Here is a 14,539-nt window from a genome sequence, read left to right on the forward strand (position 1 = left end):
TTGATGCTCACGCGTCAGGGGGCATCGGGGGACGGAACGGCGCATGAGAGAGGCTTTATCAGCCTTGCTGACGGCCCTGGCCGAGGGTGCGGGTGGGGATGCCGGGCGGGTGCTGGCCGAGGCGGTGGATGGCTCGGTGCGGCGGCCGGAGGCGTTACGGGCTTGGGGTGACCGTGTCGCGGAACTGCTAGGCGGTGATCCGGGGGTTGCGGGTGCTGTTGCGGCTGCCATGGAGCGACATGTGCCGGGTAGTGCTGCTGCCTGGTACGGGGGTGATCACTCCGACTTCCGTGGCGGGGTATTTCTGCGTGAGGTGGTCGGGGTTCAGGTCGTGATCCTTCAGGGTGGGGGCGCTGCGGCGCCGGAGGCGTTGGCCTCGCTGCCGCCGCGGCCGGCGGGGTTCACCGGGCGGGAGGAGGAGACGGCTGAGTTGCTGCGGGCGCTCGACGGCTCCGCCGCGGTTCTTGCGACCGCTGTATCCGGACTCGGCGGCATCGGGAAGACCGCGCTCGCCGTCGAGACCGCGCATCTGGCATGCGGGAAGGGGTGGTTCCCGGGCGGGGTGCTCTTCGTCGACCTGCATGGGTACGACGAGCAGTCAGTCAGCGCCGACCAGGCTCTCCAATCGATGTTGCGGGCGCTCGGGGTTCCGCCAGAGCACCTTCCGGATACGGCCGATGATCGGGCGGCTCTGTATCGGTCGGTGCTCGCCGAACGGGCGCGGGAGCGGGGGGCGGTGCTGGTACTGGCCGACAACGTTTCGTCGCCAGATCAGGTGCGGCCGTTGTTGCCGGGGGACGGTCGGCATCGGGTGCTGGTGACTTCACGCGATCGGCTACCCCAACTCGGCGCGAGGCTCGTGTCGTTGTACCAGCTTACGCTGAGGGAGGCACGACGACTTCTCGAACTGGCCCTGAGGATTGCCGATCCTGAGGACAGTCGCGTGTCGAGTGATCCCAATGCCACCGGACAACTCGCCGACCTGTGTGGACATTTGCCCCTGGCTCTTCAGATCTCGGCGGCGCTGTTGGTGGAGGATCCGGGTATGCCGGTCGCGGAACTCGTCGGCGAGCTGGAGGCTTCGCATGACCGGCTCGTGCATCTCGATGACGGGGAGCGCAGCGTTCGCGCAGCCTTTGAACTGTCCTATCGCCGTCTGCCGCCTGAGCAGGCAAGGTTGCTGCGCCTGCTCGCCCTCGCGCCTGGCCCTGAGGTGAGTGACGAGGTTGCTGCCGCGCTGGTGGGGACCGGTGCGCCTCCGCTGCGGGACCTGAGGGCACTTGCTCGTGCGCACCTCGTCGAGCGGGGGAGCGAGCGGGCGTGGTGGCGGTTGCATGACTTGGTGCGGGTGTATGGGGTGAGTGTGGTGGCGGGGGACGCGGGGTTGAGGGAGGAGGGGGAGGCGGCGCGGGAGCGGGTGCTGGGGTTCTACTGCCGGTGGGTGTATGCGGCGTCTGACCGGTTGCGCTGGCGGCCGGGGAGGGTGGAGCCGGAGCGGTTCGAGGACCGGGGTGCGGCGTTGGCGTGGTTGGACGGGGAGCGGGCGGGGCTGGTGGCGGCAATGGGGTGGGCGCGTGAGGATCGGTACGCGGACGCGGCGGTCCGGTTGGCTGAGCGTCTGGGGGAGTATCTGAACCGGCGGCGGTATTTCGACGACTGGGTCACCGTGGCCGGTGCGGCGCGGGAGGCCGCATACGGTGCCGGGGACCGCGACCGCGAGGCCGTCGCCTGGGACTATCTCGGTATCGCCCTGCGGGTGGCGGGTCGGGTCGAGGAGGCGATTGATGCTCACATCTACGCGCGCGACTTGTTCCGGGCTGCGGACGATCGCCGCCGTGAGGCCATGGCATGGGACCATCTCGGCATCGCCCTGCGGGTGGCGGGTCGGGTGGAGGAGGCGGTCGAGGCTCACATCTGTGCGCGCGACTTGTTCCGGGCTGCCGACGACCGTCACCGCGAGGCCAGCTCGTTGAACAACCTGGGCGTCGCCCTGCAGGTGGCGGGTCGGGTGGAGGAGGCGGTCGAGGCTCACATCTGTGCGCGCGACTTGTTCCGGGCTGCCGACGACCGTCACCGCGAGGCCGGCCCGTTGAACAACCTGGGCGTCGCCCTGCGGGAGGCGGGTCGGGTGGAGGAGGCGATCGAGGCTTATGCCGAGGCCTTGGGCGTCTTTGAGGAGTTCGAGGACTGGTACGGGGCTGGCCAGACCCTGTACAACCTGGCCGTCGTCCACGAGACCGCCCACCGCTTGGCCGACGCCCGCGCCCACTACATCCAAGCCGCCGACGCCTACACCCGAGCCAACGCCCCCACCGAAGCCACCCAAGCCCGCGCCCAGGCCGAAAGGCTCACCGCTTCCCCCACCGATAAACCAACTCCGGCCTCCCCACCTGCCCATACAACGGACTCCGCCCAGCCCGCCCCGCCTCCACCAGATGCTCCAGGTACCGCCGAGCCGTGATCCGGGAGATCCCCACGCTCTCCGCCAGCCCAGCCGCGGTGAGCCCCTCCTTCGACTCCCGTAGCGCGAGCGTCACCCGCTCCAGCGTCGGCGCACTCAACCCCTTCGGAAGCGCCGCAGGCGACGGTGCCCGAAGGGCCGCCAGCGCCCGGTCCACCTCGTCCTGGCCGCTCGCCTCGCCCGCCGCCGCCCGGAACTCCGCGTACCGGGTCAGCCGGTCGCGGAGCGTCGCGAAGGTGAACGGCTTCAGGACGTACTGGACGACCCCCAGCGAGACCCCCTCCCGCACCACCGCCAGGTCCCGCGCCGACGTCACCGCTATGACGTCCGCCTGATGCCCCGCCGCCCGCAGCGAGCGGGCGAACTGCAGGCCGTGCACGTCCGGCAGGTGCAGGTCCAGGAGGAGCAGGTCCACGGGGGTACGGTCCAGGATGCGGCGCGCCTCCGCCCCCGTGTGCGCCTTGCCCACGGCGACGAACCCCGGCACCCGGCCCACGTACATGACGTGGGCGTCGGCGGCCACCGGGTCGTCCTCCACGACCAGCACCCGAATAGGTTCGCCGGTCATCGCGCCTCGCCCCCCGCCACCGACGCCCGCAACGGCAGCCGTACCTCGAACACCGCTCCGCCCTCCGGCGCCTCCGTGACCGTCAGGGTCCCGTCCAGCCGTACGACCGCCTGCCGTACCAGGGCCAGTCCCAGCCCCCGCCCGCCCGGTCCCGCCGGCTTCGTCGAGAAGCCGCGCTGGAAGACCAGCTCGGCGTGGGCGGGGTCGACCCCCGCACCCGTGTCCGTCACCCGCATCACCAACTCGGCGTCCTCCGCGTAGGCGGTCACCGTCACGCGCGCCCGTACCGTCCCCTGGGCCGCGTCCACCGCGTTGTCGATCAGGTTGCCGAGGATGGTGACCAGATCGCGCGCCGACAGGCTCTCCGGTAGCAAACCGTCATCCAGCCGGCTCTCGTCCGAGACCACCAGCTCCACGCCCCGCTCGTTCGCCTGGGCGGTCTTGCCCAGCAGCAGGGCGGCGAGGACCGGTTCGCTGACCGCGGCCACCACCTGGTCGGTCAGGGCCTGCGCCAGCTCCAGCTCCGCCGTCGCGAAGTCGACCGCCTCCGATGCCCGGCCGAGCTCGATCAGCGATACGACCGTGTGCAGACGGTTCGCCGCCTCGTGGGCCTGGGAGCGCAGCGCCTGTGTGAAGCCGCGTTCCGAGTCCAATTCGCCCATCAGGGACTGGAGTTCGGTGACGTCTCGCAGTGTCACCACCGTTCCTCGGCGCTCTCCGCCCGACACGGGGGACGTGTTCACCACCAGCACCCGGTCCGCCGTCAGGTGTACCTCGTCCACCCGGGGCTCGGAGGCCAGCAGCGCGCCGGTCAGCGGGGCCGGCAGGCCCAGTTCGGCCACCGATCGGCCGACCACGTCCTCCTCGGCGCCCACTCCCAGGAGTTCCCGCCCCCCGTCGTTGATGAGCGCCACCCGGTACTGGCCGTCCAGCATCAGCAGGCCCTCGCGCACCGCGTGCAGCGCCGCCTGGTGGTAGTCGTGCATGTGGCTCAGCTCCGCCGCGTTCATGCCATGGGTGTGGCGGCGCAGGCGGGCGTTGACGACGTACGTGCCGAGCGCGCCCAGCAGCAGGGCGCCCGCCGCGACCCCCAGCAGTGCCGTCACCTGCTCCTGGACCCGCTGGCTGATCGCCTCCACCTTGATGCCGGCGCTCACCAGGCCGATCACCCGGCCGTTGTCCATGATCGGCGTCACCGTGCGGACGGAGGCGCCGAGGGTGCCCTTGTAGGTCTCGCTGAAGGTGTGGCCCTGCTGGGCCGCCCCGATGTGGCCGAGGTAGTGCTTGCCGATCTGGGTCTGGTCGGGGTGGGTCCAGCGGATTCCGTTCGGGGTCATGATCGTGATGAAGTCGACCTCCGTGGCGCGCATCACCTGGAGGGCGTAGGGCTGGAGCTCCGAAGAAGGGTTCGTGGTGTGGATCGCCGCGCGGACGGAGGGGGAGTCGGCGACCGACCGGGCCACCGCCGTCGCCTGCCGGGTCGCCGCCTCCTCCGCCTGGTGGCGGTCGCTGACGTATGTGAACAGCGCGTAACCGGCGACCACGACCGCTATCAGCACGGCCTGCATGGCGAAGAGCTGGCCGGCGAGGCTGCGGGGGCGGGGGACGGACGGGAGGCGCATGTCAGCAGTGTGCCCCGCGGGTTAAGCGTGAACTAAATGAACGGAAGCGTGACCGCCCTCACAGACCGGGAGATAGTCACGGCATCCCCCACAACCCCCGGACGTGAGCCGCACGCCGGTGATGCCGACGAAGACGTCAAGGAGGGCAGCCGTGGCCGCAGCAAGCACCCCCGAAACGGCACCTGCCGCACCCGCAGTCAAGCGGGACCGCACTCATTACCTGTACATCGCCGTGATCGCCGCGGTGGCGCTCGGCATCGTCGTGGGGCTCGTCTGGCCCGACGCCGGGGTCGAGCTCAAGCCACTCGGCACCGGCTTCGTCAACCTCATCAAGATGATGATCTCGCCGATCATCTTCTGCACGATCGTGCTCGGGATCGGGTCCGTGCGGAAGGCCGCCAAGGTCGGTGCCGTCGGCGGTATCGCGCTCGGCTACTTCCTGGTGATGTCCCTGGTCGCGCTGGGCATCGGTCTCGTCGTCGGCAACATCCTGCACCCCGGTGACGGGCTGCACCTCACCAACGCCCTCAAGGCCACCGGACACAGCCAGGTCGACTCCGAGGCGCTCGGCCCGGTCGACTTCGTGCTGTCGATCATTCCGACCACCTTCGTCTCCGCCTTCACCGAGGGCCAGGTGCTGCAGACGCTGCTCATCGCGCTGCTCGCCGGGTTCGCGCTGCAGGCCATGGGGTCGGTCGGCCAGCCGGTGCTGCGTGGTGTCGAGCACATCCAGCGGCTCGTCTTCCGCATCCTGGGCATGATCATGTGGGCCGCGCCGATCGGTGCGTTCGGCGCGATCGCCGCCGTCGTCGGCTCCGCCGGGCTCGACGCGCTCAAGAGTCTCGCCGTGCTGATGCTCGGTTTCTACGTGACCTGTGTGCTGTTCGTCTTCGTCGTGCTCGGTGCGCTGCTGCGGATCGTCGCCGGACTGAACATCCTCACGCTGTTCAAGTACCTCGCCCGTGAGTTCCTGCTGATCCTGTCCACCTCCTCCTCCGAGTCCGCGCTGCCGCGGCTCATCGCGAAGATGGAGCACCTGGGTGTCAGCAAGGCCGTGGTCGGTATCACCGTCCCGACCGGCTACTCCTTCAACCTCGACGGCACCATGATCTACATGACCATGGCGTCCCTGTACATCGCCGACGCCCTCGGTACGCCGATGTCGGTCGGCGAGCAGATCCCGCTGCTGCTCTTCCTGCTGCTGGCCTCGAAGGGCGCGGCCGGCGTCAGCGGTGCGGGGCTCGCCACGCTGGCCGGCGGCCTGCAGTCGCACAAGCCCGCGCTGGTGGACGGCGTCGGCCTGATCGTCGGCATCGACCGCTTCATGAGCGAGGCCCGCGCCCTGACGAACTTCGCGGGCAACTCCGTCGCCACCGTCCTGATCGGCACCTGGACCAAGGACATCGACAAGGGCCGGATGCAGCAGGTGCTCGCCGGTGAGCTGCCGTTCGACGAGACGACGCTGCTGGACGAGGGCGCGGCCGGCACGCCGGAACTGCCCGAGCAGCGCGAGGAACTGGCCAAGGCCTAGCCGGCGCCATCCGAAAGCCGCCGGACGTCCGGCTCGGCCTGAACCCGGGCCGGCCGTCCGGCCACCGCTCTCCGGCCACCGCTCTCCGGGCGGCTGGGAACTCCCCCCGTTGCCCAGCCGCCCGGTTCTCCACAGGTGCGCCGACCCCTCGGCCACGCCTGTCAGACGTATCCACTAACGTGCCGTTCCTGTTCAACGGGAACGGCATATCGGCATTTGGAGGCACGGGGGATGGCGATCGACTGGGATCGACGGCACTGCGCACGCAAGGGGCATGTGACCTACGCCCCGGACGACCCGCGGCTGCGGGTGCGGCTGCACGCGCAGACCGCGGTCGGGGACGCCTGGCGCTGCCTGCGCTGCGGGGACTTCGCGCTCGGCGAGCCGCACGGCTCGGGGCCGGCCGCGGACGCCCCGCTGGTGCCGCGCGGGAAGGTGCTGCGGGACCTGTTCATCCTGCGCTTCCTGGCGATCGAGCGGGCCGTGCGCGGGGTGTTCATCGTGCTGGTCGCGGTCGCGGTGTGGAAGTTCAGCAACAGCCAGGACGCGGTACGCAGGCTCTTCAACGAGTACCTGGACACGTTCCGGCCGGTCTTCAAGCACTTCCACTACGACCTCGACCACTCGCCGGTCGTCGGGTCGATCCAGAGGGCCTTCGGGTACAAGCACTCCACGCTGCTGCTGGTGGCCGGGCTGCTGCTGGCGTACGCGCTGATCGAACTCGTCGAGGCGGTCGGGCTCTGGTACGCCAAGCGGTGGGCGGAGTACCTGACGGTGGTCGCCACCGCCGCCTTCCTGCCGCTGGAGATCTGGGAGCTCACCGAGAAGGTCAGCTATCTGAAGATCGCGACTCTCGCGCTGAACATCCTCGCCGTGCTCTACATCGCCCTCGCCAAGCGGCTGTTCGGGCTGCGGGGCGGGCGCAGGGCCTTCGACGAGGAGCGGCACAGCGCCTCGCTCCTCGAGGTCGAGGAGTCCGCGGGGGTCGAGCCGAGCTTGCCTTGACGTCGGCGTCAAGTCCTACCGTCGTAGGCATGCGAATCGGCGAGCTGGCCGCACGGGCCGGGACCACCACGCGCGCCCTGCGGTACTACGAGGCGCGCGGGCTGCTGCCCGCGCGGCGGGCCGGGAACGGGCACCGGACGTACGACGAGAGCGATCTGCGGCTGCTCACGCAGATCCGGACGCTGCAGGACGTCGGGTTCGAGCTGGAGGAGACCCGGCCGTTCGTGGAGTGCCTGCGGGCCGGGCACCCGGAGGGCGACACCTGCCCGGCGTCGCTCGCGGTCTACCGGCGCAAGCTGGCGGAGCTGGACTCGCTCATCGGCGAGTTGCAGGCCGTGCGGGCGACGGTCGGGGCCCAGCTGGAGCGGGCCGAGCGGGCCAGGGACGCGCTGGCCGTCGAGGCGCTGGTTCCGGGGGGTCCGGAGCCGACCTGCGAACTGGGAGGGACCGGGCAATGATCAAGGCTGCGGGTGTGGCCGAGGTGACGGACGCGGACTTCGCGGCGGAGGTGATCGGGGCGGAGCGGCCGGTGCTGGTGGAGTTCACCGCCGACTGGTGCCCGCCGTGCCGGCAGATGGGACCGGTGCTCACGGCCCTCGCTGCGGAGGAGGGCGAGCGGCTGAAGGTGGTGCAGCTGGACGTGGACACCAATCCGGAGACGACCAACGCCTACAAGGTGCTGTCGATGCCGACGTTCATGGTGTTCCGGGACGGCGAGCCGGTGCGGTCGATGGTGGGCGCCCGGCCCAAGCGGCGGCTCCTGGAGGAGCTGGCCGACGCGTTGCCCGACGTACTGCCCGACGTCCTGCGCTGAACCGACCGTTAATACGAAGAATCCCCCGGACAATTGCGTCCGGGGGATTCCTTTGCGTATATTCAAGAGTTCGTGACTTCAGGCCGAGGTGAAGCCGATGAAGTCACGAAGAAGTTCAGTGGGCACAGTATATCCGGGCGGGAGTGGAATTGTCAAACACCGAATTTCCGGACGATGAATTGCGTCACGAGCAGGAATTCATCGACGGACTGTACGCACGGGTGGACGCCCTGCGCGGCGACACCGAGGACTCGGTCGCGGACGCCCTCGCCCTCGGCGACAAGCCGATGCAGGCCCGCCTGGAGCGGGACATCCTGGTCGCCGAGCGCTCCGGGCTGCTCGCCGCGCTGAACGCCGTGGACGGGTCGCTGTGCTTCGGGCGCATCGACCTGACCTCCGGTACGAAGCACCACATCGGGCGGATCGGACTGCGCCTGGACGACGCCGAGCGCACCCCCGTCCTCGTCGACTGGCGTGCCGAGGTCGCCCGCCCCTTCTACCTGGCCACCGGCCACACCCCGATGGGACTGCGGCGCCGCCGGCACATCGCCACCGACGGCCGCCGGGTCGCCTCCCTGCACGACGAGATCCTCGACCTCGGCGACCGGGAGCGCACCGGCCACGAGGACCCGTCCGGTGACGCGGTGCTGCTCGCCGCGCTCGACTCGGCCCGCACCGGCCGGATGAACGACATCGTGCAGACCATCCAGGCCGAGCAGGACGAGATCATCCGGGCGCCGTACCGCGGGGTCCTGGTGGTCGAGGGCGGACCGGGCACCGGAAAGACGGCGGTCGCGCTGCACCGCGCCGCATTTCTCCTCTACGAATACCGGGAACTGCTCGCCAAACGGGCCGTGCTGATCGTCGGCCCCAACCCCGCCTTCCTCGGCTACATCGGCGAGGTGCTGCCCTCGCTGGGCGAGACGGGTGTGCTGCTGGCGACCGTCGGCGAGCTGTTCCCCGGAGTGAAGGCGACCGCGGCCGACACCCCCGGGGCGGCCGCCGTGAAGGGCCGCGCCGACATGGCCGACGTGCTGGCCGCCGTCGTACGCGACCGGCAGGCGCTGCCCGACCCGGTCCTCACGATCGAGCACGACCGTGAGGTGCTGATGCTCGACGACGGCCTGGTCAACATGGCCCGCGAACGCACCCGCGCCGCCCGGCTCCCGCACAACGTGGCCCGCGAGCACTTCGAGGGCCACATCCTCAACACCCTCACCGACCTGTACGCCGAGCGCGTGGGCACCGACCCCTTCGACGGCAGCAGCCTCCTCGACGCCTCCGACATCACCCAGATCCGCGACGAACTCGCCGAGAACCCCGAGGTCTGGTCCGCCATCGACCAGCTGTGGCCGCGGGTGACCCCGCAGCGCCTGGTCGCCGACTTCCTCGCCGGTCCCGAGGGCTACGTGAGCGACGAGGACGCGGCCGCGATCCGCCGCCCGGTGACCCGGACCTGGACGGTCTCGGACGTGCCCCTCCTCGACGAGGCGGCGGAGCTCCTCGGCGTGGACGAGCGGGTCGCCCGGGCCCGCGCCGAGCGCGAGCGCGAGACCCAGATCGCCTACGCCCAGGGCGTCCTCGACGTCTCCTACGCCTCCCGCACCTATGAGTTCGACGACAAGGAGGACAGCGACCCCGACTCCTCCGAGGTGCTGTCCGCGCACGACATCATCGACGCCGAGCGGTTCGCCGAGCGCCAGGAGGAGGAGGACTTCCGCAGCGCGGCCGAGCGCGCGGCGGCCGACCGCACCTGGGCGTTCGGCCACATCATCGTGGACGAGGCGCAGGAGCTGTCGCCGATGGCGTGGCGGCTCCTGATGCGGCGCAGCCCGACCCGCTCGATGACCCTGGTCGGCGACCCGGCGCAGACCGCGGAGGCGGCGGGCGTCGGCTCCTGGGCGGACATCCTCCGGCCGTACGTCGAGGACCGCTGGGAGCACACCCGCCTCGCCGTCAACTACCGCACGCCGTCCGAGATCATGGACCTCGCGGCGGCCGTGGTCCGCGCCGAGCACCCGGACTTCGAGCCGCCGAGCTCGGTCCGCTCGACGGGCGTACGGCCGTGGATCCGGCAGGCGTACGACGACCTTCCCGGCGCCGTCGAGAAGGCCGTCGCCGAACTCGCCCCCGCCGAAGGCCGGCTGGCCGTGATCGCACCCCGGGACCTCCACCGCTCCCTCGCCACCCGCCTGGACGGCGTCACGGCCGGCGCCGAACCCGACCTGACGCAGACCGTCGTCCTCCTCGACCCGCGCCAGGCGAAGGGGCTGGAGTTCGACTCGGTCCTCGTGGTGGAACCGGGCCGGTACGGCACCAGCGACCTGTACGTGGCGCTGACCCGGGCCACCCAGCGGCTCGGCGTGCTGCACACCGGCGGCCTGCCGGACGGGCTCAGGCAGGCCGCAGCCACACCGTAGCCAGCGGGGGCAGCGTCAGCCGGATGCTCGCGGGGCGGCCGTGGCTGCCCTGCGCCTCCGGTTTGACCGGGTCGGGGTTGGTGACACCGCTGCCGCCGTACCGGGCCGCGTCCGTGTTGAGGGTCTCGTGCCAGGCGGGGATCTCCTCCGGGACACCGAGGCGGTAGTCCTCGCGGACCACGGGGGCGAGGTTGGAGACGGAGAGCAGCGGTGTGCCCTCGGCGTCCAGGCGGAGGAACGCGAAGACGTTGTCCTCGGCCGCGTCCCCGACGATCCACTGGAAACCCTCGGGTGCCGTGTCCCGCTGCCAGAGGGCCGGGGCCGCGCGGTACACCGTGTTGAGGTCGCGGACCAGGTCGCGTACGCCCCGGTGGTCGGCCTCGGCGCCGTACTCCGGGTCGAGCAGCCACCAGTCGGGGCCGCGCGCCTCCGACCACTCCGCGCCCTGGGCGAACTCCTGCCCCATGAAGAGGAGCTGCTTGCCGGGGTGGGCCCACATGAAGGCCAGGTAGGCGCGGTCGTTGGCGCGCTGCTGCCACCAGTCGCCGGGCATCTTCGAGACGAGTGAGCGCTTGCCGTGCACGACCTCGTCGTGGGAGATGGGCAGGACGTAGTTCTCGCTGTACGCGTAGACCATCGAGAAGGTCATCTCGTGGTGGTGGTACTTGCGGTGCACCGGCTGGTGGGACATGTACTCCAGCGAGTCGTGCATCCAGCCCATGTTCCACTTCAGCCCGAAGCCCAGCCCGCCGCTGTCGGTGGGGCGGGTCACGCCCTCCCAGGCCGTCGACTCCTCGGCGATGGTGACGACGCCCGGGGCGCGGCGGTAGACCGTCGCGTTCATCTCCTGCAGGAACGCCACCGCGTCCAGGTTCTCCCGGCCGCCGTGCTCGTTCGGCGTCCACTGGCCCGGCTCGCGCGAGTAGTCGAGGTAGAGCATCGAGGCGACCGCGTCCACCCGCAGCCCGTCGATGTGGAACTCCTCGCACCAGTACACGGCGTTCGCCACCAGGAAGTTGCGCACCTCGCGGCGGCCGAAGTCGAACTCCAGGGTGCCCCAGTCGGGGTGGGCGGCCCGGAGCGGGTCCGAGTGCTCGTACAGCGGCCGCCCGTCGAACTCGGCAAGCGCCCAGTCGTCCCGCGGGAAGTGCGCCGGCACCCAGTCCATCAGCACTCCGATGCCCGCCCGGTGCAGGGCGTCCACCAGGTACTTGAAGTCGTCGGGGGTGCCGAGCCGGGAGGTCGGCGCGTAGAAGCCGGTGACCTGGTAGCCCCAGGAGCCGCCGAAGGGATGCTCGGCGACCGGCATCAGTTCGACATGCGTGAAGCCCAGGTCACTGACGTAGGCGGGCAGTTGCTCGGCCAGTTCGCGGTAGGTCAGGCCGGGGCGCCAGGACGGCAGGTGCACCTCGTAGACGGAGAAGGGGGCCTCGTGGACGGGGGTGTCGGCCCGGTGCGTCATCCACTCCGCGTCGTCCCACTCGTGGCGCGAGGCCGTCACGATCGACGACGTGTGCGGCGGCACCTCGGTACGCCGGGCCATCGGATCCGCCCGCAGCGTCCGGGAGCCGTCCGGGCGGGTGATGTCGAACTTGTACAGCTCGCCCTCGCCGATGCCCGGCAGGAACAGCTCCCAGATCCCGGAGGAGCCGAGCGAGCGCATCGGGTACCCGGTGCCGTCCCAGAAGTTGAATCCGCCGGCCAGCCGCACGCCCCGCGCGTTCGGCGCCCACACCGTGAACCGGGTGCCCGGCACGCCCTGGTGGGTCGTCGGATGCGCGCCGAGCGCCTCCCACAGCCGCTCGTGCCGGCCCTCGCCGATCAGGTGCAGGTCCAGGTCGCCGAGGGTGGGCAGGAAGCGGTACGCGTCCTCGGTCTCCTGGACCGTCCCCTCGTACGCCACCACCAGCCGGTAGTCCGGCAGGTCGGAGACGGGGAGCAGGGCGGAGAAGAAGCCGTCGCCGTCGTCGTGCAGTTCGGCCCGCAGGTCCTGCCCCTCCTTCCCCTCCTTCCCCGCGACGGCCGTCACTGCGCGGGCGTACGGGCGGAACGCGCGGACGGCGGTCCCGCCCGGGACCGGGTGCGCGCCCAGCACCGAGTGCGGGTCGTGGTGGGTGCCGTGCAGCAGCCGCTCACGGTCGCCGGCGGCTACGGGCACGGGGTTCTTGGAGGTCACGGACGCGTCTCCCGGGGATCAGGTCGGGTCGGGGGTGGCGAGGCGGCGTACGGCCGACAGCGGGACGGGTAGCCAGTCGGGACGGTGCCGGGCCTCGTAGACGACCTCGTAGACGGCCTTGTCGGTCTCGTAGGCCCGCAGCAGGACGGGATCGGTGCGCGGGTCGACGCCGGTGGTCTCGGCGTATCCGGAACAGTAGGCCGCCCGGCAGCGCCGCGCCCAGCCGGGGGCCGCCGGGGTCACCGAGTGGGCCGCGTAGTCGAAGGAGCGGAGCATCCCGGCGATGTCCCGCACCGGCGGCTGCGGCATCCGGCGCTCGGCCAGCGGACGGGCCGGCTCGCCCTCGAAGTCGATCAGCGACCACTCCCCGGACGGTGCCCGCAGGCACTGCCCCAGGTGCAGGTCGCCGTGGACGCGCTGGGCGGTCCAGGTGCGGCCCTCCGAGGCCAGGTCGGCCAGCGCGGTGTAGGCGGACCGCAGCCCGTCCTCGTACGGCCGCAGCGCCGGTACCGCCTGCACGGCCGCCGCCAGCCGCTCGGTCATGCCCTCGACCATCGGCTCCAGCTGAGGGTGCCCGAGGGTGACGGTCGGCAGCGCCCGGGCCAGCGCCGTGTGCACCTCGGCGGTCGCCCGCCCCAGCGCCCGCGCCTCGGCCGCGAAGTCCTCGCCCTTGGCCAGCTCGCGCAGCGCCAGCTCCCAGCCGTCCGTTGCGCCGCGCACGAAGGGCTGGAGGACGGCCAGGACGTACGGCTCGGCGGGGCCGTCGGCCAGCTCCGCCCGGAGCCAGGCGGTCGGGGCGGGTACCCGGGCGCAGCCCTCGCGGGCCAGGGCCAGCGGTATCTCCAGGTCGGGGTTGACACCGGGCACGACCCGGCGCAACAGCTTCAGGATGAACGTATCTCCGTAGACGACCGAGGAGTTGGACTGCTCGGCGGTCATCAGCCGGGCCACCAGCCCGTCGCGTATCTCCCGGCCCGGGTCGCGTTCGAAGCGCAGCCCGCCGATGCGGGCCCGGGAGCGCAGGGCCTCCAGCAGCACCTCGGCGGGCCGCGGGTCGTACAGGGCGTCGTAGACCGTGTGCCCGGCCAGCGGGCCGTCGGCCAGGTGTCCGATCAGCGCGGGCGCCAGCCGGGGCGGCAGCGCCTCGCGCACGCCTATGAGGAGCTGGTAGCAGTCGCCGGCCTCGGCGGGGGCGGGCGGCTGGTGGGCGCGGACCAGCAGGTGGTGCAGGCCCAGCCGGCCGTCCGACGGCAGGAGTTCGGTCTCGGCCACCGGGGAGAAGCCCGTGACCGGGCTGCCCTTGCCGGCGAACCAGCGCTGCCGGGGCAGCCACTCGCGCAGCAGGGGGTCGAGCGAGGCGAGGAGAGCGGGAGTGGAGGGGCTGACCGTTTCCGCCATGGCGGTACGTCCTTTCCCCGGGTGGTCGGGGGCGTTAGTGATGCGTGCCCCGGGCGGGCCGGAGGAAACCAACCGGCGCCGCCCGGGGTGGACTGTGCTTTCGCGCTCCGCAGGGTGCGCTGATTTTCGACCGCGGGCCGGTGGGGGCTGGTCGCGCCCACGCGGCGGCAGCCGCATGTCCGATACCGCCCCGCGCCCCTACGGGGCACGGGTCCGTAGCCGGCTAGGCCGGCTCCGCGCGCAGCCGGAACCAGTAGAAGCCGTGTCCCGCCAGGGTCAGCAGGTACGGCAGCTCGCCGATCGCCGGGAAGCGCACCCCGCCGAACAGCTCCACCGGATGCCGGCCGTTGAAGCGCCTGAGGTCCAGCTCCGTCGGCTGCGCGAACCGGGAGAAGTTGTGCACGCAGAGGACGAGATCGTCCTCGTACTCCCGCAGGAACGCGATCACCGCCGGGTTGGAGGACTGCAGTTCGGTGTAGGACCCCAGTCCGAAGGCAGGATTCTGCTTGCGGATCTCGATCATGCGGCGGGTCCAGTGGAGCAG

The 14,539-nt window shown here is 71.3% G+C and carries 11 protein-coding genes; 6 read left to right on the forward strand and 5 right to left on the reverse strand.

The annotated features are described in order from the left end of the window. Positions 1-43: 43 nt before the first annotated feature. Positions 44-2,461 carry an ATP-binding protein gene (locus tag ACFWPQ_RS45780; protein WP_384049333.1) on the forward strand — a complete coding sequence of 806 codons (2,418 nt, stop codon included), beginning with the start codon at positions 44-46 and terminating at the stop codon, positions 2,459-2,461. Here ACFWPQ_RS45780 and ACFWPQ_RS45785 read toward each other — a convergent pair. Then, complete coding sequence (locus ACFWPQ_RS45785) at positions 2,349-3,029, reverse strand: response regulator (RefSeq protein WP_383713556.1); 681 nt, start codon at positions 3,027-3,029, stop codon at positions 2,349-2,351. The genes ACFWPQ_RS45780 and ACFWPQ_RS45785 overlap by 113 nt on opposite strands. Next, complete coding sequence (locus tag ACFWPQ_RS45790) at positions 3,026-4,651, reverse strand: ATP-binding protein (RefSeq protein WP_384049336.1); 1,626 nt, start codon at positions 4,649-4,651, stop codon at positions 3,026-3,028. The genes ACFWPQ_RS45785 and ACFWPQ_RS45790 overlap by 4 nt, the downstream gene beginning before the upstream one ends. Positions 4,652-4,772: 121 nt before the next feature. Between ACFWPQ_RS45790 and ACFWPQ_RS45795 the strand changes: the two genes are divergently transcribed. From ACFWPQ_RS45795 to ACFWPQ_RS45815, 5 genes are all read left to right on the forward strand, one after another. Beyond that, entirely contained in the window at positions 4,773-6,182 is a 1,410-nt protein-coding gene (locus tag ACFWPQ_RS45795) for a cation:dicarboxylate symporter family transporter (protein ID WP_361290466.1), read from the forward strand. 231 nt (positions 6,183-6,413) lie between these two features. Further along, positions 6,414-7,187 carry a DUF2127 domain-containing protein gene (locus ACFWPQ_RS45800; protein WP_384049339.1) on the forward strand — a complete coding sequence of 258 codons (774 nt, stop codon included), beginning with the start codon at positions 6,414-6,416 and terminating at the stop codon, positions 7,185-7,187. 29 nt (positions 7,188-7,216) lie between these two features. Then, positions 7,217-7,645 carry a MerR family transcriptional regulator gene (locus ACFWPQ_RS45805; RefSeq protein ID WP_384049342.1) on the forward strand — a complete coding sequence of 143 codons (429 nt, stop codon included), beginning with the start codon at positions 7,217-7,219 and terminating at the stop codon, positions 7,643-7,645. After that, complete coding sequence (locus ACFWPQ_RS45810; protein ID WP_384049345.1) at positions 7,642-8,001, forward strand: thioredoxin family protein; 360 nt, start codon at positions 7,642-7,644, stop codon at positions 7,999-8,001. The genes ACFWPQ_RS45805 and ACFWPQ_RS45810 overlap by 4 nt, the downstream gene beginning before the upstream one ends. A gap of 179 nt (positions 8,002-8,180) precedes the next feature. Next, positions 8,181-10,421 (forward strand): HelD family protein, encoded by a 2,241-nt coding sequence (locus ACFWPQ_RS45815; protein WP_384049348.1) that lies wholly within the window; start codon positions 8,181-8,183, stop codon positions 10,419-10,421. Here the strand turns inward: ACFWPQ_RS45815 and glgB are convergent. The 3 genes from glgB to ACFWPQ_RS45830 form a co-directional block, all read right to left on the reverse strand. Further along, positions 10,396-12,597 (reverse strand): 1,4-alpha-glucan branching enzyme, encoded by a 2,202-nt coding sequence (gene glgB / locus ACFWPQ_RS45820; protein WP_384049351.1) that lies wholly within the window; start codon positions 12,595-12,597, stop codon positions 10,396-10,398. The genes ACFWPQ_RS45815 and glgB overlap by 26 nt on opposite strands. Before the next feature lie 18 nt (positions 12,598-12,615). Next, the gene (locus ACFWPQ_RS45825; protein ID WP_384049354.1) at positions 12,616-13,995 is read right to left on the reverse strand and encodes a maltokinase; all 1,380 of its coding nucleotides are present in this window, start codon (positions 13,993-13,995) and stop codon (positions 12,616-12,618) included. Positions 13,996-14,218: 223 nt separating this feature from the next. Further along, positions 14,219-14,539: alpha-glucosidase C-terminal domain-containing protein (locus ACFWPQ_RS45830; RefSeq protein WP_384049357.1), on the reverse strand; the 321-nt coding region annotated here is incomplete at its 5' end.

This window comes from Streptomyces sp. NPDC058464 (assembly GCF_042721035.1).
GTDB lineage: Bacteria > Actinomycetota > Actinomycetes > Streptomycetales > Streptomycetaceae > Streptomyces.

What these genes read in the sequence shown, in the direction of transcription:
- ACFWPQ_RS45780 (WP_384049333.1), top strand. Translation starts at nt 44, where the DNA reads ATGAGAGAGGCTTTATCAGCCTTGCTGACGGCCCTGGCCGAGGGTGCG.
- ACFWPQ_RS45785 (WP_383713556.1), bottom strand. Translation starts at nt 3,029, where the DNA reads ATGACCGGCGAACCTATTCGGGTGCTGGTCGTGGAGGACGACCCGGTG.
- ACFWPQ_RS45790 (WP_384049336.1), bottom strand. Translation starts at nt 4,651, where the DNA reads ATGCGCCTCCCGTCCGTCCCCCGCCCCCGCAGCCTCGCCGGCCAGCTC.
- ACFWPQ_RS45795 (WP_361290466.1), top strand. Translation starts at nt 4,773, where the DNA reads ATGCCGACGAAGACGTCAAGGAGGGCAGCCGTGGCCGCAGCAAGCACC.
- ACFWPQ_RS45800 (WP_384049339.1), top strand. Translation starts at nt 6,414, where the DNA reads ATGGCGATCGACTGGGATCGACGGCACTGCGCACGCAAGGGGCATGTG.
- ACFWPQ_RS45805 (WP_384049342.1), top strand. Translation starts at nt 7,217, where the DNA reads ATGCGAATCGGCGAGCTGGCCGCACGGGCCGGGACCACCACGCGCGCC.
- ACFWPQ_RS45810 (WP_384049345.1), top strand. Translation starts at nt 7,642, where the DNA reads ATGATCAAGGCTGCGGGTGTGGCCGAGGTGACGGACGCGGACTTCGCG.
- ACFWPQ_RS45825 (WP_384049354.1), bottom strand. Translation starts at nt 13,995, where the DNA reads ATGGCGGAAACGGTCAGCCCCTCCACTCCCGCTCTCCTCGCCTCGCTC.